This window comes from Oribacterium sp. Sow4_G1_1, from assembly GCF_052116105.1.
Taxonomy (GTDB): Bacteria; Bacillota; Clostridia; order Lachnospirales; family Lachnospiraceae; genus Oribacterium.
This window is the reverse complement of sequence record NZ_JBQKLS010000003.1, coordinates 1-26,122: the sequence shown is the minus strand read 5'-3', so window position 1 is coordinate 26,122 and position 26,122 is coordinate 1. Positions and strand designations below refer to the sequence as shown.

Annotated in this window: 18 protein-coding genes; 14 read left to right on the top strand and 4 right to left on the bottom strand. The window is 58.3% G+C overall.

Annotated elements, in window-relative coordinates; all coding sequences use genetic code 11:
* Positions 1 to 2 precede the first annotated feature (2 nt).
* From ACTQ52_RS02800 to ACTQ52_RS02785, 4 genes are all read right to left on the bottom strand, one after another.
* Positions 3 to 773 carry a type II secretion system F family protein gene (locus ACTQ52_RS02800; RefSeq protein ID WP_441981747.1) on the bottom strand — a complete coding sequence of 257 codons (771 nt, stop codon included), beginning with the start codon at positions 771 to 773 and terminating at the stop codon, positions 3 to 5.
* The gene (locus ACTQ52_RS02795) at positions 730 to 1,911 is read right to left on the bottom strand and encodes a CpaF family protein (protein WP_441226442.1); all 1,182 of its coding nucleotides are present in this window, start codon (positions 1,909 to 1,911) and stop codon (positions 730 to 732) included. The genes ACTQ52_RS02800 and ACTQ52_RS02795 overlap by 44 nt, the downstream gene beginning before the upstream one ends.
* Before the next feature lie 119 nt (positions 1,912 to 2,030).
* On the bottom strand, positions 2,031 to 3,065 hold the full coding sequence (locus ACTQ52_RS02790; RefSeq protein WP_441981746.1) for a hypothetical protein: 1,035 nt from the start codon (positions 3,063 to 3,065) through the stop codon (positions 2,031 to 2,033).
* A gap of 171 nt (positions 3,066 to 3,236) precedes the next feature.
* Positions 3,237 to 3,734, bottom strand: coding sequence for a prepilin peptidase (locus ACTQ52_RS02785; RefSeq protein WP_441981745.1), 498 nt, complete (start codon positions 3,732 to 3,734; stop codon positions 3,237 to 3,239).
* A gap of 333 nt (positions 3,735 to 4,067) precedes the next feature.
* On the opposite strand from ACTQ52_RS02785, the gene ACTQ52_RS02780 reads away from it, so the two are divergent.
* The 14 genes from ACTQ52_RS02780 (at position 4,068) to ACTQ52_RS02715 (ending at position 25,961) form a co-directional block, all read left to right on the top strand.
* Positions 4,068 to 5,399 (top strand): sugar phosphate nucleotidyltransferase, encoded by a 1,332-nt coding sequence (locus ACTQ52_RS02780; RefSeq protein ID WP_410042738.1) that lies wholly within the window; start codon positions 4,068 to 4,070, stop codon positions 5,397 to 5,399.
* Positions 5,400 to 5,401: 2 nt separating this feature from the next.
* Positions 5,402 to 7,246 (top strand): phospho-sugar mutase, encoded by a 1,845-nt coding sequence (locus ACTQ52_RS02775; RefSeq protein ID WP_441981744.1) that lies wholly within the window; start codon positions 5,402 to 5,404, stop codon positions 7,244 to 7,246.
* 197 nt (positions 7,247 to 7,443) lie between these two features.
* Positions 7,444 to 10,032: an ATP-dependent chaperone ClpB gene (gene clpB, locus ACTQ52_RS02770; RefSeq protein ID WP_441981743.1), complete on the top strand. Its 2,589-nt coding sequence runs from the start codon at positions 7,444 to 7,446 to the stop codon at positions 10,030 to 10,032.
* A 141-nt stretch (positions 10,033 to 10,173) separates the two neighbouring features.
* Entirely contained in the window at positions 10,174 to 10,995 is an 822-nt protein-coding gene (locus tag ACTQ52_RS02765) for a hypothetical protein (protein WP_410042735.1), read from the top strand.
* A 157-nt stretch (positions 10,996 to 11,152) separates the two neighbouring features.
* Positions 11,153 to 12,622: an ABC transporter ATP-binding protein gene (locus ACTQ52_RS02760; RefSeq protein WP_441981852.1), complete on the top strand. Its 1,470-nt coding sequence runs from the start codon at positions 11,153 to 11,155 to the stop codon at positions 12,620 to 12,622.
* On the top strand, positions 12,622 to 16,320 hold the full coding sequence (locus ACTQ52_RS02755) for a glycosyltransferase (RefSeq protein WP_441981742.1): 3,699 nt from the start codon (positions 12,622 to 12,624) through the stop codon (positions 16,318 to 16,320). The genes ACTQ52_RS02760 and ACTQ52_RS02755 overlap by 1 nt, the downstream gene beginning before the upstream one ends.
* Positions 16,321 to 16,418: 98 nt before the next feature.
* Complete coding sequence (locus tag ACTQ52_RS02750) at positions 16,419 to 17,237, top strand: glycosyltransferase family 2 protein (RefSeq protein ID WP_410042732.1); 819 nt, start codon at positions 16,419 to 16,421, stop codon at positions 17,235 to 17,237.
* A 10-nt stretch (positions 17,238 to 17,247) separates the two neighbouring features.
* A complete protein-coding gene (locus ACTQ52_RS02745; RefSeq protein WP_441981741.1) occupies positions 17,248 to 18,954 on the top strand; it encodes a hypothetical protein in 1,707 nt (568 codons plus the stop codon).
* Between the two features lie 76 nt (positions 18,955 to 19,030).
* Positions 19,031 to 20,455 (top strand): hypothetical protein, encoded by a 1,425-nt coding sequence (locus ACTQ52_RS02740; RefSeq protein WP_410042730.1) that lies wholly within the window; start codon positions 19,031 to 19,033, stop codon positions 20,453 to 20,455.
* A 124-nt stretch (positions 20,456 to 20,579) separates the two neighbouring features.
* A complete protein-coding gene (gene rfbF / locus ACTQ52_RS02735) occupies positions 20,580 to 21,350 on the top strand; it encodes a glucose-1-phosphate cytidylyltransferase (RefSeq protein ID WP_441981740.1) in 771 nt (256 codons plus the stop codon).
* 17 nt (positions 21,351 to 21,367) lie between these two features.
* Entirely contained in the window at positions 21,368 to 22,579 is a 1,212-nt protein-coding gene (gene rfbG / locus ACTQ52_RS02730) for a CDP-glucose 4,6-dehydratase (protein WP_441981739.1), read from the top strand.
* A complete protein-coding gene (gene rfbH, locus ACTQ52_RS02725; protein WP_441981738.1) occupies positions 22,576 to 23,925 on the top strand; it encodes a lipopolysaccharide biosynthesis protein RfbH in 1,350 nt (449 codons plus the stop codon). Before rfbG ends, rfbH begins: the two co-directional genes overlap by 4 nt.
* Positions 23,926 to 24,024: 99 nt before the next feature.
* Complete coding sequence (locus tag ACTQ52_RS02720; RefSeq protein ID WP_410042726.1) at positions 24,025 to 24,981, top strand: LicD family protein; 957 nt, start codon at positions 24,025 to 24,027, stop codon at positions 24,979 to 24,981.
* Positions 24,982 to 25,028: 47 nt separating this feature from the next.
* Complete coding sequence (locus tag ACTQ52_RS02715) at positions 25,029 to 25,961, top strand: glycosyltransferase family 2 protein (protein ID WP_410042725.1); 933 nt, start codon at positions 25,029 to 25,031, stop codon at positions 25,959 to 25,961.
* Positions 25,962 to 26,122: the final 161 nt, after the last annotated feature.

Sequence of the window (26,122 nt, the reverse complement as noted above, 5' to 3'; positions counted from 1 at the left end):
AGCTACACCTCGATATCCATGATGCGTCCGGCGAGCCAGACGGAGAGGACATACAGCAGGAGACAGAGCGTCATGGTGATGCGCCCGAGAACCGTCGTGTACAGGGTCCGGAAAAACTCCGGCGAGCTGAAGTTCATATACAGGATGATGAGAAACGGGACGAGGTTCATGACCCGCTGCTCATAGCGCTTGGCGGCGTTCATCGTGAGGATTTCCTCGGAGATCTGCACCTTGTCACGGATGACGGAGGCCGTGTGCGCGATGATTTTCACGAGCTGACCGCCGTTTTTCTTCGCGACGGTGAAGACCTCGGCGAAATTCGCGATATCCTCGAGTCCAGAGCGGTAGGCGAAGTCCGCGAGCAGCTCCTCGACCGGTGTATGCAGGCTCATACCGTGCACGATCTGCTCGAACTCCCGCACGATCATCGCGTCCGGGGAGAAGAGATGCTCGAGCTCACCGATGGAGGCCCGAAAGGCATTTTCCGTGGAGTAGCCGGCACTTAAGAAAGAGGAAAGGATCGCAAGGGATTCCTTGAACTCCGTCAGCAGCTGCTGTCGCCGCTTCTCGCAGAGCGCCTTTCGACAGGAGAAGGGGTACAGCAGGCAGAGCGGCAGCGTGACGAGCAGCACGCGGCGGCTCTGGTAAAAGGTATACGCGACCAGCATATCCGCGAGCAGCGCCGTGATGAAGAGACGGAGATACTCGAGGGGCGTCAGGATATACTCGTTATAATCGATCGAGGAGCTTCTGTCGGGACGTGAGATCCGCAAGCTTTTCAAGCTTCTGACCATCGAATTTATACAGTGGCTTAAGTTTGATTTCGTCATGTTCAATGCCGATCACCTCCGATATTTCCAGTACCCGTCGTTTGTGGTCACGGGTACGTCCTAAGTGAACGATGATGTCGAGCGCCGACTCGATCATGCTGCGGATCGCCGGCAACGGAAGCTCCGCGCCCTGCAGCACCATGGTCTGCAGACGGCGAAGCATATCCTGGGCGGAGTTCGCATGGCCGGTGGACAGGCTGCCGTCGTGGCCTGTATTCATAGCATTCAGCATGTCGAGCGATTCCTTTCCGCGCACCTCGCCGACGATGATGCGGTCCGGCGACATACGGAGGGACGCCTTGATCAGGTTCTGCATACTGATCTCGCCTTCCCCCTCTGCGTTTGCGTTTCGCGTTTCGAGGGAGACGAGGTTCGGTACGTTTCGGATCTGGAGCTCGGCGGAGTCCTCGATCGTGATGACCCGTTCATCCGACGGGATGTACTGACTAAGCGCATTGAGAAAGGTGGTCTTTCCAGAGTTGGTACCCCCGGAAATGAAGATGTTGTACCGTGCCCGTACGAGTGAAATCAGAAAGTCGGCGGCTTCCTGTGTCAGGGAGTCGTAGAGGATCAGCTTTTCGAGGGTGATCGGCTCCGGAAACTTTCGGATGGTGACCGTCGGCCCCTTCAGTGCGATCGGCGGCAGGACGACATGAACACGCGAACCATCCTCGAGACGGGCATCAACGATCGGCGTACTGGTGTTGACCACGCGGTTGATGCGGCTTACGATGCTCTGAATCAGTTCCTCGAGCTGTGCCCGGGACTCGAAGCTCCGGTCCCAGCGCTGCATGTGTCCGCTGCGCTCGATAAAGATCTCCTGTTCGGAGTTGATCATGATTTCCGTGACATCGGCATTATCGAGTACCTCGGAAAGCACATCGAGACGACGGAAGCTGTTGAAGACAGCATCGCGCAGATAGAGCTTGTCCCGGAGGCAGAGCTCCGGATGTGCGAAGAGGAGCTCGTCGATGCGGTCATACAGCTCCGCATCGCTGAAGCTTCGCTGCTCCTCGAGTCCGGCGAGCAGCTGCTGTTTCAGCTCCTTCTTTAATTCGGTCTGATCCATGATTGTATTCATATGCTATATTCCCTTTGTCTGAGAGAGCCGCATGATCCACTTCCTTTTCTACATGACCTGCGATGTGCATGCGCTTCGATCTGCATGTATCGTGTATGGTACTGCGATATGCATGTCTGCTAGCGCACCGCACGCTGCGGCTGCGCATCGTAGAGGTAGTTTCGTATGACCGCCGCAGTAAATTCGGACAGCCGCTCCGAGGCCTCTGCTTCGGAGTATCCTGTATGCTCCAGAGGTACGATGAGCTTCACGATACGGTCGAGTGCAGCGCGATGCGGAGAGCCGGAGAGATAATGCTCCAGGGCGGACAGCTTACGGTAGTGCGCAGGCTGGTCGGTGACCGGCATGAAGATCCAGTCGGCCTGCGGGAGGATGCCCTCCACGCGGCTCAGGATACTGTCGGTGTCGAGGACGACGGCATCGTAGTCGACCGAGGCGCGCAGGACCTGGATAAACTGTGGAAGCTCCGTATCCCGCAGCGTCGCGATATCCTCCGGTGAACGGACCGGCGGGATGAGGTCCATGCCGTCGACACGCGTGACCATCGAGCGCAGCCGCTCGGCATCCAGCCGCTCCTTCTTATAGAAGTAGAGGGCATCACTGAGAGAGGCGTTTCCACTCTGCAGTGATGCATCGGCCCGCGCCGAGACCTCCTCGAGACTGACATAGAGTGCCCGCATATCCTTTTGCAGTGTTTTCGTGAGACTCTCGGCGAAGCAGGTTTTCCCGGATCGCCCGATCGGACTGTACACGAGGTACAGCCTGGCGAGTCCCTGCCGATTCTTCGGCTCCGACTTCTTCGCGAGCTGATAGCTCGAAACGAGCTCATGCAGGATCTTCTCTCCGGACTGATACTTATAGATTTTGCGCGGCGCATCCGGACGCGCTCCGTCGAACACCTGCTTCTCACCCATCGGTTCCTCTGTAAGCTCGACCCGGGTATGCACCGGGAGCTTCTCGAGCTCCGCATCCCCGACCGTCTGCGCATCACTCAGCAGCAGGTCGATGTCGTTCTGGTGTGCGAAACGCTGCAGCTCCGTCACGGTCTGAAAGGTATAGACGGTAAACGGACACTCCGTCCGCGAAGATGCATACTTTAAAAAACGTTCACAGTAGCTGGGATCCTGTTCCAGCAGTGCGAGAATCTGATTCATAGAAGCCTCTTTTCATACAGATAAATCATTTTTCGGAGCGTACAGCTCAGGCAGAGAGCCCGGCATGGATTTCACTGGTCTCGGAGTGTGATCCTCCGTTGCCGCCCTCCGGGGGTTCCAGCGCTGAACGCTTACGTTCTGAGAGTATCTCCCGCTTCGCCGGTTCAGGGTTCAGGGGTAGGGAAATGAACCGTACGACGCGGGAGAGAAGATCAGTCCCGGAATCGCACCGAGAAGCAGTGGCAGGGCCAGAGGAAGTGTCGGAAGCATGTGCCGCTCCCGGAACCTCCACCTGCCGGAATCTGTTCTGATCCATAGAAGATACATCAGTGCCAACACGAGCCCCGGCAGCAGAAGCTGACATCCGGCATCGACACCGCACCACGCGATGACCAGTGCCATCAGTCGTGCGTCTCCGCCACCTGCATGGGTCAGTGAGGCCAGGGCACGAAACATGACGAGTGAGAGGAAGTAGCGAAGAAGATAGGAGACACCCCTTCCGCTGGAGCAGAAGAAGCACGCCGGCAGCGTCAGGGTGCCCCTGTATGAAAGGAAATAACCAGAATATAAATAGGTGTAGATCAGCGCATGAGGGATACGCCGCTCTCGTAGATCATAGCCCGCAGCGATGGTCAGACACTGCAGGAGGATAAGCTGAGATACTGTCATGTGGCCTCCGCGTTTGGTATAGCCCGAGTATAGAGGAGACAGCGCGAATCGCCTATAGTCGTCATGTGGACTATAGTCCCAGAACAGACTAGACGCTCCGCGCATGGAGCTTAGAAAAATGCAAGTGAAGCACAGGACAGAAACCCGAAATCGAGAAACCGAAATGAACGAAAAGACAGAATTCCGTAATGCCTGGATGATATTCACAAAACGTCTGATTTTTTTGCAGCATATTGTACGGATGCCCCGGAGGACCGGTCTACGCTGTCCCCATCTAGTCGAAACCCCGCGAGTATGCTAGAATACTGTCGTGTTTTTAAGAAAGGCCGTACTATGAATATCATTTTACTATCCGGTGGCTCCGGCAAACGCCTGTGGCCACTTTCCAACGATATCCGCTCCAAGCAGTTTATCAAGCTCTTCAAACGCCCGGACGGAAGCTATGAGTCGATGATCGAGCGCGTCTACCGCCAGATCCGCACCGTGGACCCGGAGGCCCGTGTCACCATCGCGACCTCCCGCACCCAGGTATCCTCCATCCTGAACCTGCTCGGCACCGACGTGAATATCTCCGTCGAACCGACGAGAAGGGACACCTTCCCGGCGATCGCCCTCGCGAGTGCCTACCTGCACGAAAAGTGTAAGGTCCCGGAGGACGAATCCGTCGTGGTCTGCCCGGTGGACCCGTATGTGAACGATGACTATTTCCATGCGCTGAAGGCACTCTCTGAGCAGGCGGATAAGGGCGAGGCGAATCTCGTCCTGATGGGCATCGAGCCGACCTATCCATCCGAGAAGTACGGCTATATCATCCCGGAGGCGAAGGCCCCGGTGTCGACCGTCTGCACCTTCAAGGAGAAGCCAGATGAGGCGACCGCCCGCGAGTACCTGAAGCAGGGTGCCCTCTGGAACGGCGGCGTCTTCGCCTATAAGCTCGGCTACGTGCTGGACCGTGCCCGCACCCTCCTCGACACAAGCGACTATCAGACCCTCTTCGACCACTATGCCGAGCTCCGCAAAATCAGCTTCGACTATGCCGTCGTCGAGCATGAAGCGAAGATCCAGGTGATGTGCTTCCACGGCGAGTGGAAGGACCTCGGCACCTGGAACACCCTGACCGAAGAGATGTCCGAGCCGGTCATCGGCCACGGCATTCTCGGCGAGCACTGCGAGGACGTCCACATCGTGAACGAGCTGAGCGTGCCGATCCTCGCGATGGGGCTCGAGCATGCGGTGATCTCTGCAAGCCCGCAGGGCATCCTCGTCAGTAACCTCGAAGCCAGCGCCCGCATCAAGCCATACGTGGACCAGCTCCCGGACCAGATCATGTTCGCCCGCAAATCCTGGGGCGACTTCCGCATCCTCGACGTCTCCCAGGGCTCGATGACCGTGAAAATCGAGATGCGCCCGGGTGCCCACATGAGCTATCACGCACATCACGCCCGCAACGAAATCTGGACCGTCCTGGACGGCCGTGGCACCGCCATCGTCGATGGCGAGGCCCGCAGCGTATGCGCCGGCGACGTGATCTCGATTCCGTGCGGCGCGAAGCACACGATGCGCGCAGACCCGGAGACCCCGCTGACCCTCATGGAGATGCAGCTCGGCGAGGACATCGCCGTCGCCGACAAGACGAAGTTCGATATGCCGGCAGAAAAGGAGTAACGATGGATTACAGGAAGGAATATACGCGCTGGTGCGCGCTTGCGAAGGGACTGGATGCCGATGTCGAGCAGGAGCTCGCAGCGATCCGTGGAGAGGAAGAGAAGATTCAGGACGCGTTCTACCGTGACCTCGCCTTTGGTACGGGCGGTCTCCGCGGCGTGATCGGCGCCGGCACGAACCGCATGAATGTGTACACGGTAGCGAAGGCCTCCCAGGGCCTCGCAAACTATGTGCGGAAGCGCTTCGCAGCCGCCGACCGCCGCATCGCAGTTTCCCGCGACAGCCGTATCAAGTCGGATCTTTTCGCTGAAACAGCGGCCCGCGTCTTCGCAGCGAACGGCATCGACGTCTACATGTATGAGGACATCATGCCGACCCCGTGCCTCAGCTTCGCGACCCGTGCGCTTCACTGCGCTGCCGGTATCATGCTGACCGCGTCCCACAACCCCTCGAAGTACAACGGCTATAAGGTCTATGGCGCCGATGGCTGTCAGATCACGACCGAGGCAGCCGCCGAGATCCTCGCAGAAATCGAGGCACTCGACCTCTTTGCCGACATCCGCATGACCGAGTTCGAGATCGCCGGCATCCGCGACACGGCGGAGGCCAATGTCTCCGTCGCGCACAGCGTCACCACCCCGGTCATGCTGGAGACCGCTACGGCCGACGCGACATCGACAGAAAAGGAAGCTGCGTCATCACACAGCGCGACAGCTGCGGTGGACATGGATGCGCCTGCGACTGGACATATCTTCTGGATCGGGGAAGCCGTCTACACCGACTTCGTGGAAAATGTAAAGAAGCAGTCCGTACTTGGTCCGGATGACAGCATTGACCGAAACGTAGCAATCGTTTACTCGCCGCTGAACGGCACCGGTCGCGCGCCGGTGACCAGGACCCTCCGGGAGTGCGGCTACACGAACATTACGCTCGTGAAGGAACAGGAGATGCCAGACGGTCACTTCCCGACCTGCCCGTATCCGAACCCGGAGATCAAGGAAGCGATGGCCCTCGGCATGGACTATGCGAAGCGCGTACAGGCAGACCTCCTGCTTGCAACCGACCCGGACTGCGATCGTGTCGGCATCGCCGTACGAAGAGCCGACGGAAGCTATCAGCTTCTGAGCGGCAACGAGACCGGCATCCTGCTGCTGGACTACATCCTCGCGCAGCGAACGAAGCACGGAACGCTGCCGAAGGATCCGGTGATGGTGAAGACCATCGTGACCATGGACCTCGGCGAGCGCATCGCCGCGCACTACGGCGTCGAAACCATCAATGTCCTGACCGGCTTCAAGTTCATCGGAGAGCAGATCGGTCGGCTCGAGAAGGAGGGCCATCCGGAGCGTTATGTCTTCGGCTTCGAGGAGAGCTACGGCTACCTCACTGGCAGCTATGTTCGTGATAAGGATGCCGTCGATGGTGCCCTCATGATCTGCGAGATGTTCTGCTTCTATAAGACGCAGGGCATCAGCCTCCTCGACCGCCTGCAGGCGCTCTATGCGGAGTACGGCTACTGCCTGAACACCCTCCACAGCTTCACCTTCGAGGGATCCGCCGGTTTCGAGAAGATGCAGAAGATCATGCAGAACTTCCGTACGGATGTGCCGAACGCCTTCGCCGGAAAGAAGGTGGAGAAGGTCCTCGATTACCTGCCGGGTCTCGACGGACTTCCGAAGTCGGATGTTCTCAAGTACCTGCTGAGCGACCACTGCTCCGTCGTGGTACGCCCGTCCGGCACCGAGCCGAAGCTGAAGATCTATATCTCCATCAGCGCGGAGAATCAGGCCGCCGCAGAAGCCTGCGAAGCCACCATCGCCGCTGAACTCGGCGAACGCATGAAGTAATACTTTCATATCAACAAAAGGCCCCGGAGGGGCGCCAGCAGAAGCACAGTATGGCTTTTGCTGGCGCTCCTCCGGGGCCTTTGACTGAACTGTTTTCGTTATAGAAAATTTATAATTTAATTAGCACTCGATGCTTGAAAGTGCTAACAACCGCGCTATAATATTTTTATCCGAAGGAAATAAGGAGGTTCAGTCTTATGAATATTAATAAATTTACACAGAAATCGATCGAAGCGATCAATAACTGTCAAAATATCATCAGTGAATATGGAAATCAGTATGTGGAGCAGGTTCATCTTCTCTACTCGCTGATCACCATCGATGACAGTCTGATCGCACAGCTTCTGAAGAAGATGGGTGTGCCGATGGAGCAGTTTAAGTCGTCCATCACAGAGGAGATCAGTCGTCTCCCGAAGGTATCGGGTGCCGGTCAGATGTACTTCTCGCAGGGGGCGAACCTGGCGCTCACGAAGGCGGAGGAGCATGCGAAGTCCATGGGCGATGAGTATGTTTCCGTGGAGCACATTTTCCTCAGCCTCATGAAGGAAGCAGATCCGACGCTGAAGAAGCTGTTCCAGCAGTATGGCATCACGAAGGATGGTTTCCTGAAGGCACTCGCCGAGGTGAGAGGTAATCAGCGTGTCATGTCCGATAATCCGGAGGACAGCTATGATACCTTAAACAAGTACGGCTACGAGATGGTGCAGCGTGCGAAGGATCAGAAGGATGATCCGATCATCGGGCGTGATGATGAGATCCGGAATATCATCCGTATCCTCAGCCGTAAGAGCAAGAACAACCCGGTGCTGATCGGTGAGCCGGGTGTCGGTAAGACCGCCGTCGTCGAGGGCCTCGCACAGCGGATCGCGAAGGGCGAGGTACCGGAGAGCCTGAAGGATAAGAAGATCTTCGCCCTCAACATGGGTTCCCTCGTCGCCGGTGCGAAGTACCGTGGTGAGTTCGAGGAAAGATTGAAGGCCGTCCTCGATGAGGTCCGTAAGTCCGAGGGTCAGATCCTCATGTTCATCGATGAGCTGCACACCATCGTCGGTGCCGGCAACCAGGAGGGCTCGCTCGATGCAGGTAATATCCTGAAGCCGATGCTGGCGCGCGGTGAGCTCCACTGTATCGGTGCGACGACGCTGAATGAGTATCATAAGTACATCGAGAAGGATGCGGCGCTCGAGCGTCGTTTCCAGCCGGTCACGATCGATGAGCCGTCGGTCGAGGATACCATCTATATCCTGCGTGGTATCAAGGAAAGCTACGAGAAGTACCACGGTGTGACGATCAGCGACAACGCACTCGTCGCCGCGGCGACACTCAGTGACCGTTACATCTCCGACCGTTTCCTGCCGGATAAGGCCATTGACCTCGTGGATGAGGCCTGCGCGATGGTCAAGACCCAGATGGAGTCGATGCCGGAGGACATGGCTGCCCTGCAGAGTAAGATCACACAGCTCAAGATGGAGCAGATCTCGCTGAAGAAGGAGGACGATACTCTCTCGAAGCAGCGTCTCGCCGACATCGAGAAGGAGCTCGCCGAGCTGCAGTCACAGTTCGACACGAAGCAGGCACAGTGGGACAACGAGAAGAAGTCAGCCGGCGACCTGCAGGCACTCCGCGAGCAGCGGGATCAGCTGAAGAAGGATATGGAGCGGGCAATGCAGACGGGCGACTATGCAAAGGCCTCCCAGATCCAGTATGCTGACCTTCCAGCCCTCGAAAAGAAGCTGGCGGACGCGGAGAACAGCGTCCATGGGGAGGATCGTGCACTTCTGCAGGAGACCGTGACCGAGGATGAGATCGGAAAGATCGTCAGCCGCTGGACCGGTATCCCGGTATCGAAGCTGAACGAGTCCGAGCGTTCGAAGGTGCTGCATCTCGGGGATGAGATCCACAAGCGCCTGATCGGCCAGGACGAGGCGGTAGAGAAGGTCGTCGAAGCCATCCAGCGTTCGAAGGCCGGTATCAAGGATCCGACACGGCCGATCGGTTCGTTCCTCTTCATGGGTCCGACCGGTGTCGGTAAGACGGAGCTGGCGAAGTCCCTTGCACAGAACCTCTTCGATGACGAAAACGCCATGGTACGTATCGATATGTCCGAGTATATGGAGAAGTACTCCGTATCGAGACTGATCGGTGCGGCACCTGGCTACGTCGGCTATGAGGAGGGTGGTCAGCTGACCGAGGCTGTCCGCAGAAAGCCATACTCTGTCGTGCTCTTCGACGAAATCGAGAAGGCGCATCCGGATGTCTTCAACATCCTCCTGCAGATCCTCGATGACGGTCGGATCACCGACAGCCAGGGCAAGACCGTGGACTTCAAGAACACCATCATCATCCTGACCTCGAACCTCGGCGCACAGTATCTGCTGGACGGTATCGACGCAAACGGTGAGATCACTGAAGACGCACGGAAGCAGGTACACGACGAGCTCTTCCGCTCCTTCCGTCCGGAGTTCCTGAACCGTCTCGATGAGATTATCATGTTCAAGCCGCTGACGAAGGACAACATCGCGCACATCACAGAGCTCATGGTGGCCGACATCAACCGCCGTCTCGCAGATCGTCAGCTGAAGATCGAGCTCACCGACGCGGCGCGTGACTATGTCACCGAGCACGGCTATGATCCGCAGTTCGGTGCACGTCCGCTTCGTCGTTTCATACAGAAGAACGTCGAAACCCTCGTCGCCCGCATCATCCTCGAGGATAAGGTGCAGGAAGGCGACACCATCACCCTCGATCTGAAGGGTGATCGGCTCGACGCAGAGATCCACAGATAATTCAAAGAGCCCCGGAGGGCCGGTCCTCCGGGGCTCTGAAACTATGATCTGAAACTGTGTCGAAAATTGTAAGCATTCCGTACGCTATTCTGTGCTATACTCCCATTAAGAACGAAGAGAGATCCTTAAAGGAGAAGAGATATGAGACGATTAAACTGGACGAAGCTTCTGGCTAGCGCGACGGCGATGACCCTGCTGAGTGCGATGCCGGCGATGGCCGCATGGCAGTATACCCTGCAGGGCCCGATCGCAATCTGGACCGAGACGACGACCGGACAGCAGGTATGTGTATACGCCGGACAGCCGGCTCCGGACGGCACCCCGGCACCGACCGTCACGATGACCGCCGAAACCTTCACGACTGAGGCCGCGCAGCGCGCAAACACCGCACAGTCCATCGCCGCAGCCAATGCTGCCGTCGATGCGGCGAAGGCCGCCCGCGGAGGAAACGTCGTGCAGGAGACGACCCTGACCACCGAGCAGCTCGCTGCAAACACCGCAGCCGCGAACGCAAACCTCCAGATCGGTGATGTCACCACGATCGCGAAGGTACTGCCGAAGAGGGGCAGTGGCACCGGCCCGAATAATACCTATACGAACGCGACACTCCCGACGATCCAGACCCAGGATCAGAGCCAGCTGAATCAGAGCGGCGTAACCGCCGGCACCTACCTTTCTCCGGCTGGTGTCGCGCAGACGACGAAGACCTATAACTATAACACCACGACCGGCACCTACAGCTACTACGCAAGTGACGGACACCTCGTGACGAACGCAGGCTCCCCGAACGTAGGCCCGACCGCCGGCACGACCACCCAGACCACGACCAGCACCACCACAACGACAACGACCGGCACGACGGGCAGCACCACGACGCAGACCAGCACCGGCATGAGCTACACCGGCACCCTCCCGTCAACCGGCGCAACCAACGTGAACACCTACAAGACCCCACAGGCCTGATCGTATAATTCATTCAGCCAGAGGACCCGGCTGGAGACTTACCATCCTATATGGAAAAATAGAAGCAACTATGCTAAAATATTCCCCAAATGCGCAGAAACGCATCTGGGGATTTTTGTTTGCGCCGGAAACCACGGCGCCTTCACTTATAAACTATATGGAAACGAAGAATACAGAACACAGCTCGTCCGACATCGTCATCGATGTTCAGGACGTCACGAAAATATACCGCCTGTACGATAAGCCGATCGACCGCCTGAAGGAGGCGGTGAGCCTCACGCACCGGAACTACCATCGGGACTTCTATGCCCTGAGCCACGTCGGATTCCAGGTACGAAAGGGTGAAGCCGTCGGCATCATCGGTACCAACGGCTCCGGTAAGTCGACCATGCTGAAAATCATCACCGGCGTCCTTACACCGTCCGAGGGTGCGGTCAGCATCCACGGTATCGTCTGTGCGCTCCTCGAGCTCGGTGCCGGCTTCAACCCGGACTACACCGGCATCGAGAACGTCTACATGAACGGTACGATGATGGGCTTCACGAAGGAGCAGATGGACGAGAAGCTCCAGGAGATCCTCGACTTCGCAGACATCGGCGATTTCGTGCACCAGCCGGTCAAGAGCTACTCCTCCGGTATGTTCGTCCGCCTCGCCTTCGCACTCTACGTCGCGATGGACCCGGAGATCCTCATCGTCGATGAGGCACTGTCCGTCGGCGACGTCTTCTTCCAGGCGAAGTGCTATCATCGCATGGACGAGCTCCGCCGGAACGGCACGACCATCCTCATGGTCACGCACGACCTCGGCTCCGTCATGAAGTACTGCGACCGCGTCATCCTGCTGAACAAGGGTGAGAAGGTCTCCGAGGGACTGCCGGGCGACATGGTTGATCTGTATAAGAAGATTCTCGCCGGCCGCTTCACCGAGGAGGATCAGCGCTATGCGCAGCACCAGGCCGACGCACAGGCAGCAGTGGACTTCATCGACGGCCAGAACTTCGGCGTCGACAGCGTCGGTGCCGCGGCCCTCGCAGAGGGCGAGGACGGCCCGGCAACCCGCATCCAGCGTTCGAAGGACGCGTCCGGGGAAGCCAATGCAGACGACCACAGCACCGGTACCTCCGCGGGTAGCGAGACAGCACCGCTCATGCAGGACAGCCTGAACCTGAACCCGAACGTCCAGCACTACGGCGACGGACGCGCGACCATCTGGGATCTCGGCATCCTCGACCAGCGCGGGAAGATCTCGAACGTCATTGTAAAGGGCGAGACCTTCTCCATCAAGGAAAGGATCCGCTTCAACGCCCCGATCGCGGCCCCGATCTTTACCTTCACCATCAAGGATAAGCGCGGCGCGGATCTCACCGGCACGAACACCCTCATCGAGGGCTGCGATATCCAGCCGGTGAAGGCGGGCGATGAATATACCTGCACCTTCACCCAGCGGATGACCCTGCAGGGCGGCGAGTATCTCCTCAGTATGTCCTGCACGGGCTTCGAGGAGGGCGAGCATGTGGTCTATGACAGAAAGTATGACGTCGCATCCATCACCGTTCTTTCGAACAAGAACACCGTGGGTGTGTACGATATGGAGTCCGAGGTGACTCTGGAAAGGCGTGAACACTAATGGATTTTTCACGACACATCACCAATACCATCGAATGGTTTTATTTCGAGGACGTAACCTCGGGCCGCGAGCGCGACGCGTCGGTTCTGGTGCTCGGCGATAAGGAGACGACGGCACCCTTCGTGACCCTCCTCGAGCCGCGCGTACATCAGGTATCCCGCCGTCTCGACGACAGCACCTACGACTATGTCGTGATCCCGGTGCTGACGAAGAAGATCCTCCGTCTGTTTCAGGGCGACGTCCACACGATGCTGCATGCCCTGACGGAAACCTGGCTGAAGAAGGGTGGCCGTATCCTGATGGGCATCGAAAACGCCCTCGACATCGACCGTATGGCTTCCAGCGACCGGAAGGAGGATGTCCTCTATCTTCGCTGGTCCGAGCTCGCGTCCCTGCGTGCGACCCTTCGTGAGGAGAAGCCGGGCGCACGGGATACCCTCTACTATCTGACGCCGGAGCTCAGCGTACCGCTTCACTTCTATAGTGATGCGCGCATGCCGGACGTCTCTGAGGAGGACGAAAAGACCGCACTCCTCATCCGGGAGAACCGCTTCCGCGAGTTCGCGCCGGCCTACTTCTACATCTATCAGCCGGATGGCAGCGTCCGCCCGAAGGCAAGGGATTACCGCCGCTTCCTTCCGGACTACATCAAGTATAATTCGACCCGCAAGCCGGAATACGCCATCAAGACCCTGCTCTACCGGGATGATCAGGGGAAGCGCTTCGCGGTGAAGGCCGGTACGACGCCTGCGGCCAATGCACACATCGAGTCACTCAGCGAGAAGGCAGAGGCGATCGCTGCAGCGAACCCGCAGCTCACGGTACTCCGTGCCGTCGAGACCAGTCGTGCCCTCGGAAGCTATCAGTTCCTGAGCTTCATCCGCTATCCGTTCGTCGAGGGACAGAGTCTGAGCGAGATCCTGCGGGATATGATAAAGGACGGTGTCGCACCGATCCGGGAGCTCGCAGAGAGCGTCGACCTCGTGCTCGGCGCGAAGGATGGAAGTGTGCAGCCGGCGAACTTCGACTGCCAGTTTGATAACATCATCATGTCCGCTGACCGGCCGACCCTCATCGACTGTGAGTGGGTCTTCGAGGAAGCCGTCGACGTCCGTTTCCTGCAGTACCGTATCCTCTACTACTGGTACATGGAGTACCGGGAGTTCCTGGCCTATGAGGATGTGCTGGCCTTCCTCCGGAACTTCGGCTTCTCGAAGCCGGAGCTCGACGCCTTCGCTGAGCGTGAGCGATCCTTCCAGGAGGAGATTCATGGACAGGACGGCGAGCGCATGCATGCCTTCCTGAACGATAGGGTCACCGTAAAGCGCTTCCGCGCCCTCGAGGAGGAGTATACGAAGACCCTCCACGATGCACAGGAGCTGCAGCGCGAGGTGAAGGAGCGGGACATCACGATCCAGAAGGAGCGCGAGGTCAACCGCCTCACCCAGGTGCATGTCGCAAACCTCACGAACGTGATTCAGGTGCATGAGCGTGACATCCAGTCCCTCATCGCCGAACGCGACTACTATATGGCCCGCCAGAGCCTGAAGGCCCGCGTGGGCACCCGCCTTCGGAACAGCCTGAACCACCATTTCCCGGTCGGCTCCCGTAAGCGGAAGGTGCTGAGCTATGTGAAGCGGACCCTCCGCCACCCGGCGAAGATGCTTCCGATGTACTTCACGGAGGATGGCAAGAACCGGATCCGTGGGGATTTCAATGTCGGCGATCTGTATGCAAGCTACGGAAAAGTGAAGTTTGAGCGAAGCGATGCACCGCTTGTCAGCATCGTCATCCCATGCTACAACCAGATCCACTATACCTACCAGTGCCTCATCAGCATCAAGGAGCATACGGATTTCGCAGCGACCCCATACGAGGTCATCATCGCGGACGATGTGTCGACCGACGCGACCCGTGAGATCGGCCAGTATGCGGAGAACCTCGTCGTGGCACGAAACCGCGAGAATATGGGCTTCCTGAAGAACTGTAATCAGGCGGCCTCCATCGCCCGTGGTAAATATATTTTCTTCTTAAATAACGACACGCAGGTGCAGGAGGGCTGGCTGTCCTCCCTCGTCGAGCTGATCGAGCGCGATGAGAGCATCGGTATGGTCGGCAGTAAGCTCGTGTACCCGGACGGTCGTCTCCAGGAGGCGGGCGGCATCATCTGGTCGGATGGCTCCGGCTGGAACTATGGCCGTCTGCAGGATCCGGCGGACCCGGAGTACAACTATGTGAAGGAGGTCGACTTCATCTCAGGTGCCGCGATCATGATCCGTACCGAGCTCTGGAAGGAGATCGGCGGCTTCGATGAGCGCTTCGCGCCGGCGTACTATGAGGATACCGACCTTGCCTTCGAGGTGCGGAAGCACGGAAAGAAGGTTATGTTCCAGCCGAAGTCCGTCGTCATCCACTTCGAGGGCATCTCGAACGGCACGGACACCTCGGATACCTCGAGCCTGAAGCATTATCAGGTCGTGAACCAGGAGAAGTTCCGCGAGAAGTGGGCGACCGAGCTTCGGGAGCAGTGTGTCAATGATGGCAACCCGAACCCGTTTGACGCCCGTGAGCGTGGTCAGCACCGGCCATGCATGCTGATGATCGACCACTATGTACCGACCTGGGATAAGGATGCCGGCAGTAAGCTGGACTATCAGTATATGCAGCTCTTCCTGCGTCAGGGCTGGCGCGTGAAGTTCCTCGGCGACAACTTCGCCCATGAGGAGCCGTACACCTCCGCGCTCGAGCAGCTCGGCATCGAGGTGCTCTATGGTGCGAAGCTCCAGGCGGACATCTGGGGCTGGATCGAGCGGAACAGCGCCTTCATCCGGATCGCCTATCTCAGCCGTCCGCACATCGCGGCACGCTACATCGATTACATCCGCGACCATACGGATATGAAGATCATCTACCATGGATCCGATCTTCACTCCCTCCGTCTGATGCGCGAGTATGCGATCGACCATAACGAAAAGACCCGTGAGGAGGCCGAGTACTGGCATGGCGTCGAGTACGCCGTGATGCGCAAGGCCGACATGAGCTACTTCCCGTCCGAGGTAGAGGCGGAGATCGTGCATAAGGAGGATCCGACCATCCATGTGAAGGCCATCACCTCCTTTGTATACGATGCGCCGGCCGTCCTCGATGAGGATTATGCGAAGAAGCAGGATCTCCTGTTTGTCGGTGGCTTCGCGCACCCGCCAAACAAGGATGGCCTCCTGTGGTTCGTGAAGGATATCCTGCCACAGATCGAGGCGGAGATTCCGGGCGTGGTACTCCACGTTATCGGGTCTCATGCAGATGACGAGGTGCTCGCGCTGAACGCGCGGCCGGATGTGGATGTGCTTGGCTTTGTCAGCATCGAGAAGCTCGACGAGATGTATCGTCGGAGCCGCGTCGTCGTGGTACCGCTTCGTTTCGGTGCCGGTGTCAAGGGCAAGGTCGTCGAAGCGCTGCACGCGGGAACCGCGGTGGTGACGACAAGCTGTGGTGCCGAGGGTATCCCGGCGGCAGAGACGGCCCTGCGTATAAAGGATGATCCGACCGGCTTTGCACAGGAGGTTATCCACCTCTACAGGCATCCGGAGGAGATCGAGCAGATGGCGCACAACGCCGTCAGCTTCATCTCGACCTTCTACTCACCGGAGGGTGCCTGGGCGAAGATTAAAGATGATTTCGAAACCGGCCGGAACGTATAAACCATATGGAAGTACCATGCCGCTGTTTATGACAGCGGCATATGAGATATGAAGTGCAGGATGCTTCGAAAGACGCATTCTGCAGATGCTAAAGAAACATGAATACACGTAAGCATTATAAACACTGCTTCGCGGTCGCAGCCTATGGAGAGTCACCCTACCTTCCGCTTCTTCTGCATTCGCTGAAAATGCAGAGTATCGAGAGCCGGGTGATCATCTGTACCTCGACCCCGAACCGCTATATCACGAAGCTGAGCGCGCAGTTCGGCTACCCGGTCTATGTGCGGAATGGCGCACACGGGCTGCAGCAGGACTGGAACTTCGCCTATGAGATGGGCGCGGAGCGCTCGGAGCTCGTGACGATCGCCCACCAGGACGATCTGTATTTTCCGGACTACACGAAGGCACTGCTGCATGCCTTCCAGCACTTCCCGGATATGTCGGTATTCTGCTGTCGCTACGATACGATCGATGGCGAGGGCAACACGATCGACGGAAGCTCGGAGAAGGTGAAGCGCATCCTGCGGCTTCGGCTGAAGGACCATGCGCATGCGGACCGTACGATTGTGAAGCTCTCGGCCCTCCGCTACGGCAACGGCATCGGCTGTCCGAGCTGTACCTATCACACGAAGTACTGTCCGGCACCGCTGTTCCGGAACGACTATAAGTTCGTCATCGACTGGGATACCCTGATCCGCCTTGCACGTGAACCGGGGCGCTTCATCTGCATCGAGAAACCACTCATGGCCTACCGTGTGCATGCCGGAGCGGAGACGATGCGAAACATCGAAAATCACAATCGGGAGAAAGAGGAACGGGAAGTGTTCCGGAAGCTGCACTCGGCACCGGTGACGGATCTGCTGATGCACTTCTATAAGAAGGCGTATGGCGCATATCAGCAAGACCCAAAACAGTAAACATGTTCTTATGACAGGAGTGGCACTCGTCCTGCTCCTTCTGTTTGGGCTGTTTATCAACCGGCACCTCAGCATACGGGCACTCTATGGTGACGACCTCTACCTCTGGTCCTTCTATGGCTGTGAGGATTTCTGGTCCTTCACCTTTCCGAAGGTGACGAAGGGAAACTTCCGCCCGTTCTACTGGGCGCTGAGCTACCTCGAGTTTCGTCTGATCGGCCCGCACGTGCACTGGTATGCCCGCTTCAATGTGCTCCTGAACGTCGCGATCGCCTGGGTGATCTATTTCTTCAGCCGCCGCCTGAGCCGCCTCACGCGAACGCCGCAGGGCATGCGGATCGGACAGGCCGTCGGTCTTCTGACCGCTATGCTCTACCTGCAGTCGCACTTCGCGGCCTACCAGATCGCACAGGTGCTCGGACTCCTCGAGTCCCTCGCCCTGCTGCTTGCGCTGCTGACCCTCTGGGGCCTTTTCGATTACATGGAGGGCCGCGGCACGCGTGCTTACCTGCGCGCCTGCCTCTGCTTCTTCCTCGTGATCTTCACCCATGAGCGCTATATCGCGCTGGCCCCGCTCTTTTACCTCGCGGTGCTCACGCAGTACCTCACGGAGCGGCGGCTCTGCCGACGCTTCGCACCGTCCCGGTCGTCCTGTGCGGCTTCGGACGAAATACCAGCGATGAACCGCCTCGGGCGGACCGTCGAGCTGCTTCTGCCGCTTCTGATCCTCGCCGTCTTTTTCGGCACCCGTATGGTGGTGGCTGGGGAAGCGATCCCGGTCGGTACGGCCGGCACGAAGGTGCAGGACACCTTTTCCCTCGCCGAGGCCCTCGGCTTCGCGTTTTCGCAGGTCGCCTACATCTTCGGGATCAATGCAGGCCACGCGATTTTCTGTGGCGTGTCCTTCGCGGATTCCGCCCGCTGGGTACAGGGACTGATCGTCCTCAGCTGGCTCTGCCTTCTCCTGATGCTCGTGCTCTATGTACGTATGGCCTGGAAGAGGGGACGGATCACGCCGCGTCTGATCGGGGAGAACCTTCTCTTCATCTGCTTCATCGCCCTCTGCATCGGCTCGAGCTCCATCACGATCCGTCTGGAAACCCGCTGGGTCTATGTGAGCTATACCGCCGCGCTTCTGTATCTCTCCTATATGCTCGGAGAGATCGCGAAGTCTGGAGCTGTGAAAGCGAAAGCCGGCAGGGCAGTGCGCACGCGTGCAGCCACCGTGCAGAGAGCATCGGCAGCTTCCGTAAGTGCCTCGGGTGAACGGGCAGCGTGCCGCGGAATGGCCATGGTCCTCGCGTTCTCGCTGCTTTTTATGGCGTACGGGGCCGTGATGACACCGGTGGAGCATTATGATCGACAGCATTATCCGAACATCTTTTTCTTCTTCGATCAGGATCGTGTGAATTCGCTCGCGGACTGTACGATCGACGCAGTCGGTGCCGGGGAGTTCCTCGGAAAGAAGCAGGTGTATATCTACTATAATTACTACGAGATGAGCGACTTCTATGCGGAGTACTTCTATAAGCCGTTTGACCCGGAGAAGACCGGACAGGGCACGGAGATTCACTTCATCAACCGCCCGGACGAGCTGCCGGCCGACGCGACGGTGGAGAACAGCGTCGTCCTCATGGAGCATGGAAACCGCAGCTACATCGATGTGACCGCCCAGACCTTCGGACTGGCCGCGTGGGAGGCGCTTCCGCAGACGTAGGATGCGCTCGATGCAGCGTCAACAAGATGAAAAGGTTCCCGGGGCACCCCGCGGATATACGGAAAGGCTGTGTGCGATGTCCATAGTGAAGCACGAAAGCAGAAAAACGGAAAATCGAAGCAGAAAGCGGGTGGGGGAGTGCCGGAAGGGACTCCTCCTTCTGCCGTTCATCGGAGGGCTGTTTCTGCTCTGGTATGTGCTGCATGCGACGGTGGATGTGGTCTATTCCGACTATATCCGCATCATCAACAGCTACCTCCCGGATACCCTGGACCCGACGAGCTTTTTCGTGCCGGATATCCTGACCCGGATTCCGATCAACTATCCGCTTCGCTGGATCAATGTCACGTTTTTCGGCTACTCGGTGCTGTTTGACCGGGGGCTCTGCATCCTGGGCTGTGTGCTGCTGATGTGCTCGGTGGCGCAGTACCTGATCCGGGAGCGAAGCGGCGTCTGGATCATCCTGCCAGTGATGCTCGTCGGCTTCAGCCTCGATAAGTGGGAGATGCTTCTGAACGGCACCGGCTGCGTGCACTTCCTGAGCTACGGCCTGTTTTTCTATCATTACCTCGTGCTCGAGCGCGTCTTCACCGGCACACAGAAGCCGGGGGATGTGCGGCGGCTCTATCTGCTTCCGTGGCTCGCCCTGCTGGTGGCCGGCCCGTATATCGCGCAGTACACGGCGACCCTCCTCGTGGCCTATGGCTACCTCGCCTTTCTTCGGAATCGCAATGTCGACGGCCGCCGGCTTCCGTGGTACGGCCTATGTGCGCTGGTCCCGCTGGTGCTCTACTATATGAGCAACGCTGCAGCCACCTTCGAGCATACGGGAGCGCAGGACATCGGTCTCCTGGAAACCCTGCAGCAGTACCGCGGCTTTTCGCTGCATTTTCTGCTGAACGGCTTCGCCAGCACCCTGCTTTCCGGCTCGGTGCTGGAGGATATGCTCGCGGCCGGGACGCTCACGTATCCGATGGTGTACCTTCTCGGTGCCCTCGTGATCCTGCTCTATGCCGGTGCCGTGCTGCTCTATTTCCGGACCGGACAGTACCGCCGGACGATCTTCTCGATGCTGCTCCTCGTGAGCGGTGCCGGAAGCCATGTCCTCGTCTTCCTGTCCCGCTACATCTTCCTGACGGAAACCTACGCATGGCAGAGCCGCTACGGCCTTCAGTACCTGCCGGGCACCCTCGGCCTCCTGCTCATCTATGGCGCGGCTTTCACGCGCTTCCGGCAGCAGCATAAGGTCACACCTGTGATGCTCTCCCTCGTGGTGCTTCTTTCCTTCACTGCGGGGACCTGTTATACTGATAAGCGTGAAATCGACGCGATGCCGTTCCGGCAGATGTACTTCGCCTCCATAGCGGACGCCGCGCGTGATTATGAAAACCTGAGCGATGATGAGCTGAATCTCATCTTCGAATACCACCATGGCCCGAACCGCGTTCGCCATGCCATGGATATTTTAAAGGAAAACCAGTGGAATGTTTTCCGGAAGTGACGGTACATGTGCCATGTCCTGGGGTGCATGCATGTACGGCCTAATGGAAGTCATACAGGCGGTACATGCGTCATGATTTCTGAGACATGCGCTTCCGTTTACGATGCATAAAAGGATGTAAGCTATGAAAGTATTGATTTTAGCAGGTGGTTTCGGAACCCGTATTTCCGAGGAGTCGCATCTCCGTCCGAAGCCGATGATCGAAATCGGCGAGATGCCGATTCTATGGCACATCATGAAGTACTACTCGAGCTACGGCTACAACGATTTCATCATTCTGGCCGGCTACAAGCAGTACGTCATCAAGGAGTATTTCGCGAACTACTTCCTGCATAATTCTGACGTCACCTTCGACCTCAGCAACAACCAGATGGAGGTCCATCACAACATGAACGAGCCGTGGCGCGTGACCATCGTCGACACCGGCCTCAACACCATGACCGGCGGACGCATCAAGCGCGTGCAGGATTATGTCGGGGATGAGCCGTTTATGCTCACCTATGGCGATGGCGTTTCTGACGTGGACCTCGAGGCGCTCGTAAACTTCCATCATGCACATGGGAAGATCGCGACCATCACGACCGTTTCCCTCGCACAGCAGAAGGGCGTCCTCGACATCGACGAAAACAACCAGATCCGGGCCTTCCGCGAGAAGGAGCGGGAGGACGGTGCCATCATCAACGGCGGATTTATGGTCTTCCAGCCGGAGATTTTCAACTACCTCACGGATGATCGCTGCGTCCTCGAGCAGGAGCCGATGCACCGCCTCGCCGCGGACGGCGAGCTCATGAGCTTCTACCACGCCGGCTTCTGGCAGTGCATGGACACCCAGCGCGAGAAAAAGCTCCTCGAAGACCTCTGGGCGAGTGGAAAGGCACCATGGAAAAAATGGTAAATAGAAAGAAAACTTTTATGACCAAATTTGAATCCTTACAGCAGTTTTATAAAGGAAAGCGGGTGCTCGTGACCGGCCACACCGGCTTCAAGGGCAGCTGGCTCTGCCTCATGCTCCGAATGCTTGGCGCAGAGGTCTACGGTTACGCCCTCGCGGCACCGACCGAGCCGGCGCTCTTCGACATCCTGAAGCTTTCAGAGGAGATGCACTCGGAGATCGGCGACATCCGTGATTTTCCGCATCTCAGCGCCTTCATGGAGACCGCGCGTCCCGAGGTCGTGCTGCATCTTGCGGCACAGCCGATCGTCCGCACCTCCTACCTCTATCCGCGGGAGACCTTCGAGACGAACGTCATGGGCACCGTGAACCTCCTCGAGGCAATCCGTCGCTATAATGCGCAGCATGCGGAGAAGGTGCAGTCCTTCCTGAACGTGACGACCGATAAGGTCTATGAGAACCCGGATCTCGCGGATCACGCCTTCCGGGAGGATGAGAAGCTCGACGGCTACGATCCGTACAGCAACTCGAAGTCCTGCTCCGAGCTCGTGACCCACAGCTACCAGAAGTCCTTCTTCTCACCGGGCGCGGACCCATCCGCTACGGTGACGGCGATCTCCACTGCACGTGCGGGCAATGTCATCGGTGGTGGTGATTTCGCGGTGGACCGTATCATCCCGGACTGCGTACGGGATACGATCGCCGGCCGAACCATCCATGTGCGGAACCCGTACAGCACGCGTCCGTATCAGCATGTGCTGGAGCCGCTGTATGTTTACCTCCTGATTGCGATGACCCAGGCGCAGGGACAGCAGACTACGGGCACGCAGGCGTCCGCCGCTTCCGCTGAGATGAACGAAGCGGGGCATGACGAGCGCACGACGGAGACATTGGACCGAGACGTGGCCGGATGCTATAACGTCGGTCCGGATGAGGTGGACGCCATCAAGACGGGCGCACTCGCGGATCTCTTCGTACAGAGCTGGGGCGCGGGCGCGGCCTGGCACACGGATGCCGAGGCGAACGCACCGCATGAGGCCGCGTACCTGAAGCTGGATACGCAGAAGCTGAAGGAGCGCTTCCACTGGCAGCCGCGCTGGCATGTCACGGAGGCCGTTCAGGAAACCGTCGCATGGTACCATGCATGGTCGGAGGGGGCCGATATGCGGGCCCTGACCGAGCAGCAGATCCGTGCATTTTTAGCAGATGAAAGAGAAAAGAGCAGAACATGACAGAGAAAACAGAGCAGCAGGCGAGACAGGAAATCCTCGATCTCGTCGCAGAATATGCAAGAAAATATAAGGTCGCACCGATGCAGCAGCCGTATCATGAGGGCGAGCGCATCCCGTATGCCAGCCGTGTCTATGATGACAAGGAGATGGTGAATCTCGTGGACAGTGCGCTCGAGTTCTGGCTGACCGCCGGACGCTACACCGAGGCCTTCGAGCAGAAGTTCGGTGAGTACCTCGGCGTACGCTATGTGAGCCTCGTGAACTCCGGCTCCAGCGCCAATCTGCTGGCCTTCAGTACACTGACGAGTCCGCTGCTCGGCGAGCGCCGCGTGAAGCGTGGCGATGAGGTGATCACTGTGGCTGCCGGCTTCCCGACGACCGTGAACCCGATCATCCAGTATGGTGCGATTCCGGTCTTCGTGGATGTGACCCTGCCGACCTGTGATATCGATGTGACGAAGCTCGAGGCGGCGTACTCCGAGAAGACGAAGGCAGTGATGATCGCGCATACCCTCGGTAATCCGTTTAATCTGAAGGCGGTGAAGGATTTCTGCGACCGGCATCAGCTCTGGCTCGTGGAGGACAACTGTGATGCGCTCGGCTCGACCTATACGATCGACGGCGAGACCCGTCAGACCGGCTCGATCGGCGACATCGGTACCTCCAGCTTCTACCCGCCACATCACATGACGATGGGCGAGGGTGGTGCCTGCTATACGAACAACCCGCAGCTTCACCGCATCATGCGCTCGATCCGTGACTGGGGCCGTGACTGCTGGTGCGCACCAGGGCACGATAATACCTGTCACCACCGCTTCGACGGGCAGTATGGCGAGCTTCCGAAGGGCTATGACCACAAGTATGTCTACAGCCACTTCGGCTATAATCTGAAGGCCACCGATATGCAGGCGGCGATCGGTGTCGCACAGCTCGAGAAGTTCCCAGGCTTCGTCGCACGCCGTAAGCACAACTTCGAGCTTCTGAAGTCCCTCCTCGTCGAGGGCGGAGCGGATGCGAAGCTGATCCTGCCGGAGCCGGAGCCACATTCGGACCCGAGCTGGTTCGGCTTCCTCATGACCTGTCAGGAGGGTGTGGACCGTGAGACGGTGGTTCGCCATATCGAGGACCACGGTGTGCAGACCCGTATGCTCTTCGCCGGCAACCTCATCAAGCACCCGTGCTTCGATGAGATGCGTGCGACGGGTGAGGGCTACCGCGTGGTCGGCAGCCTCGACACGACCGACCGCATCATGCGCGATACCTTCTGGGTCGGCCTGTATCCAGGTATGACGGATGAGAAGCTCCGCTACATGGCGCGCATCATCCTGGAGGCGATTCAGCAGTAAGCGCTGCGCCGGGAGAACCGACGAAGTGCCCTGTGCAGCGGACGGCAGTGTGTGAAAGAGGGCGTTGCAGAAACGCCCTTTCATTATAAAGGTAGAACTATGAGTGAAGAATTTACATTTGATCTTGAGCGGGTACATCAGGCGAATCTGGAGATTCTGAAGGCCGTGAAGACGATCTGTGATCGCCATGGTATCACGTACCTCATCGATTCCGGTACGCTCCTCGGCGCAGTACGCCATAAGGGCTTCATCCCCTGGGACGACGATGTCGATCTCTGCTTCCGTAGAGAAGAGTTCGAGCGCTTCGTCGATGTAGCGAGGGCGGAGCTCCCGGAGAACATGCAGCTCGTGCTGCCGGATGAGTATCGCGGTGGCGAGGCCTTCTATGATTTCGTACCACGTGTGCTCTATCTCAACTCCCGCCGTCACGCAGAGGACGACGCGGACATGGCCTTTTATGAGGGAAAGCTCAACCACCTCTGGGTCGACCTCTTCATCCTCGACCGCCTGCCATCCTGCCCGATCCGCGCGCGGCTCATGAAGCTGGAGCAGCAGATCGCTTTCGGCCTCGGCATGGGCCACCGCCGGAAGCTCGACTGGCGTAAGTATCATGGCCTTCAGAAGCTGGAGGTGCAGGTCCTCGCCGCCGTCGGCCGTTTCATCCCGCTTCCGAGGATCTTCCGCCTGCAGGAGCGCTGGGCCCGGAAGTACACGGATCAGAACCGTGAAGGGGCAGGCTGTGCAGCTCCGGCGGCTACCGCTGCGGGCGATGTGGAGCGTGCGAAGAATGCCGGAAAGCAGGGCTGTCCGATCTGTGGGAAGCGTTCCGTCAGCGGGAAGTCCTTCTTCTCGAACTACCAGCCGGACTTCCAGTACTGCACCGTGGAGGATGACTGGGAGGAGCCGATCGAGTTCCAGTTTGAGGGCGAACACTTCACCGGACCGAAGGCCTGGGATAAGGTGCTCACGATGCTGTATGGCGACTACATGAAGCTGCCGCGCCCGGAGGACCGTCACCCATCGCACAGTGGCATGGAGCTCGAGATCCTCGACTGATTGACTGGTACAGTTACTAATTTATAGAAACGCTGGAAGGAAGACATATGAAATTATTGAGCTTGGTGGTTTCGGCTTATAACGAGGAGGCCGGACTGGAGACCTTCTACCAGACGACCAGAGAATACGGGGAGGCGCTTGCGGCGAAGGGCTGGGATTACGAGTTCGTCTTCGTGAATGACGGCTCCCGTGACCGGACCGGCGAGATCCTGGATGATCTGGCCGCCCGTGATGCGACTCACGTGCGCGTGCTGCACTTCTCCCGGAATTTCGGACATGAGGCGGCGATGACCGCTGGACTCGACTACGCCACGGGCGAGGGCCTCGTCTTCATGGATGCGGATCTGCAGCATCCGCCGAAGTACCTCGCGGACATCGTCGACCAGTTCGACGCCGGCTACCAGGTGATTTCCATGGTACGCACCGAAAACAAAACGGCCGGACTTCTGAAAAACATTACCTCCGGCGGCTTCTACTGGCTCATCAACCGCATGTCGGAGGTCCATCTCGAGGCCAATGCCTCGGACTTCTTCGCCATCACCCGCCCGGTACAGAAGGTGCTCATGAAAAACTACCGGGAGAAGGTCCGTTTCCTCCGCGGCTACGTGCAGAACGTCGGCTTCCGGAAGACTACGATTTCCTATGAGGCAGCCCCGCGTGTGGCGGGCAGCAGCCACTATTCTATCCGTAAGCTCTTCGTCTTCGCGATGAACACCATCATGTGCTTCTCGAACATGCCTCTGAAGCTCGGGATCTTCGCCGGTCTCTTCAGCGGATTTCTGGGGATGATCGTGCTGATCTATACCCTGGTGACCCGTGATGGCGCACCGTCCGGCTATGCGACGATCGTCGTCCTGCTCTGCTTCATGTTTGCCGTCCTCTTCATCGTCGTCGGCATCATCGGTGAGTACATCGCGGTGCTGTTCGAAGAGCTGAAGGACCGCCCGATCTACATCGTAGAGGACAGCCGGAATCTTTGATAACAGAACCCCGGAGGGTTGCCACTGGAAGCGCAATACTCCGAGTGGCAGTGGTGTGCTACCCGTCAAGTGGACAATGAATAACAATAAGTTCTAGGTTTACCCTGGCTGACGAAAAGTCAGCCAGGGTATTTCTCTATGCTGCTGTCTGATACTGATCA

What these genes read in the sequence shown, in the direction of transcription:
- ACTQ52_RS02795 (WP_441226442.1), bottom strand. Translation starts at nt 1,911, where the DNA reads ATGAATACAATCATGGATCAGACCGAATTAAAGAAGGAGCTGAAACAG.
- ACTQ52_RS02790 (WP_441981746.1), bottom strand. Translation starts at nt 3,065, where the DNA reads ATGAATCAGATTCTCGCACTGCTGGAACAGGATCCCAGCTACTGTGAA.
- ACTQ52_RS02785 (WP_441981745.1), bottom strand. Translation starts at nt 3,734, where the DNA reads ATGACAGTATCTCAGCTTATCCTCCTGCAGTGTCTGACCATCGCTGCG.
- ACTQ52_RS02780 (WP_410042738.1), top strand. Translation starts at nt 4,068, where the DNA reads ATGAATATCATTTTACTATCCGGTGGCTCCGGCAAACGCCTGTGGCCA.
- ACTQ52_RS02775 (WP_441981744.1), top strand. Translation starts at nt 5,402, where the DNA reads ATGGATTACAGGAAGGAATATACGCGCTGGTGCGCGCTTGCGAAGGGA.
- clpB (WP_441981743.1), top strand. Translation starts at nt 7,444, where the DNA reads ATGAATATTAATAAATTTACACAGAAATCGATCGAAGCGATCAATAAC.
- ACTQ52_RS02765 (WP_410042735.1), top strand. Translation starts at nt 10,174, where the DNA reads ATGAGACGATTAAACTGGACGAAGCTTCTGGCTAGCGCGACGGCGATG.
- ACTQ52_RS02760 (WP_441981852.1), top strand. Translation starts at nt 11,153, where the DNA reads ATGGAAACGAAGAATACAGAACACAGCTCGTCCGACATCGTCATCGAT.
- ACTQ52_RS02755 (WP_441981742.1), top strand. Translation starts at nt 12,622, where the DNA reads ATGGATTTTTCACGACACATCACCAATACCATCGAATGGTTTTATTTC.
- ACTQ52_RS02750 (WP_410042732.1), top strand. Translation starts at nt 16,419, where the DNA reads ATGAATACACGTAAGCATTATAAACACTGCTTCGCGGTCGCAGCCTAT.
- ACTQ52_RS02745 (WP_441981741.1), top strand. Translation starts at nt 17,248, where the DNA reads ATGACAGGAGTGGCACTCGTCCTGCTCCTTCTGTTTGGGCTGTTTATC.
- ACTQ52_RS02740 (WP_410042730.1), top strand. Translation starts at nt 19,031, where the DNA reads ATGTCCATAGTGAAGCACGAAAGCAGAAAAACGGAAAATCGAAGCAGA.
- rfbF (WP_441981740.1), top strand. Translation starts at nt 20,580, where the DNA reads ATGAAAGTATTGATTTTAGCAGGTGGTTTCGGAACCCGTATTTCCGAG.
- rfbG (WP_441981739.1), top strand. Translation starts at nt 21,368, where the DNA reads ATGACCAAATTTGAATCCTTACAGCAGTTTTATAAAGGAAAGCGGGTG.
- rfbH (WP_441981738.1), top strand. Translation starts at nt 22,576, where the DNA reads ATGACAGAGAAAACAGAGCAGCAGGCGAGACAGGAAATCCTCGATCTC.
- ACTQ52_RS02720 (WP_410042726.1), top strand. Translation starts at nt 24,025, where the DNA reads ATGAGTGAAGAATTTACATTTGATCTTGAGCGGGTACATCAGGCGAAT.
- ACTQ52_RS02715 (WP_410042725.1), top strand. Translation starts at nt 25,029, where the DNA reads ATGAAATTATTGAGCTTGGTGGTTTCGGCTTATAACGAGGAGGCCGGA.